Origin of the sequence: Pseudoalteromonas sp. TB41, from assembly GCF_000497975.1 — a bacterium.
In the GTDB taxonomy this organism is placed as follows: Bacteria; Pseudomonadota; Gammaproteobacteria; order Enterobacterales; family Alteromonadaceae; genus Pseudoalteromonas; species Pseudoalteromonas tetraodonis.
Map to the genome: position 1 here is coordinate 1 of NZ_AUTH01000068.1, position 662 is coordinate 662.

4 tRNA genes are annotated in these 662 nt (G+C 40.6%); all 4 read right to left on the reverse strand.

Annotation, left to right across the window (positions count from 1 at the left end):
* Positions 1–24 precede the first annotated feature (24 nt).
* The 4 genes from L641_RS0109170 to L641_RS0109185 all read right to left on the reverse strand — a co-directional run bounded on the left by L641_RS0109170 (position 25) and on the right by L641_RS0109185 (position 579).
* Positions 25–100: transfer RNA gene (locus L641_RS0109170), tRNA-Val, on the reverse strand.
* Positions 101–150: 50 nt separating this feature from the next.
* Positions 151–226, reverse strand: a tRNA-Val gene (locus L641_RS0109175).
* A gap of 151 nt (positions 227–377) precedes the next feature.
* Positions 378–453, reverse strand: a tRNA-Val gene (locus L641_RS0109180).
* Between the two features lie 50 nt (positions 454–503).
* Positions 504–579 (reverse strand) — tRNA-Val (locus L641_RS0109185).
* Between the last annotated feature and the right edge of the window lie 83 nt (positions 580–662).

Sequence of the window (662 nt, forward strand, 5' to 3'; positions counted from 1 at the left end):
TTGTAATATGCACCATTCAAAGAATGGTGGGTCGTACTGGACTTGAACCAGTGACCCTCGCCTTGTAAGGGCGATGCTCTCCCAACTGAGCTAACGACCCATATTACAACTTTAAAACATGACTATTAACATAATAATAGATTTTATATGTGGTGGGTGATACTGGACTTGAACCAGTGACCCTCGCCTTGTAAGGGCGATGCTCTCCCAACTGAGCTAATCACCCACATATAAATTAAAACGCTACTATTAAAATAAATAGTACTGGACTTTAACCAGTGAACTTCGCCGTTACTTGTAAATAGCGGTAATGCTCTCTTTTTCTAACTGAGCTAATCACCCATTTAGATATCTTGTAATATGCACCATTCAAAGAATGGTGGGTCGTACTGGACTTGAACCAGTGACCCTCGCCTTGTAAGGGCGATGCTCTCCCAACTGAGCTAACGACCCATATTACAACTTTAAAACATGACTATTAACATAATAATAGATTTTATATGTGGTGGGTGATACTGGACTTGAACCAGTGACCCTCGCCTTGTAAGGGCGATGCTCTCCCAACTGAGCTAATCACCCACATATAAATTAAAACGCTACTATTAAAATAAATAGTACTGGACTTTAACCAGTGAACTTCGCCGTTACTTGTAAATAGCGGT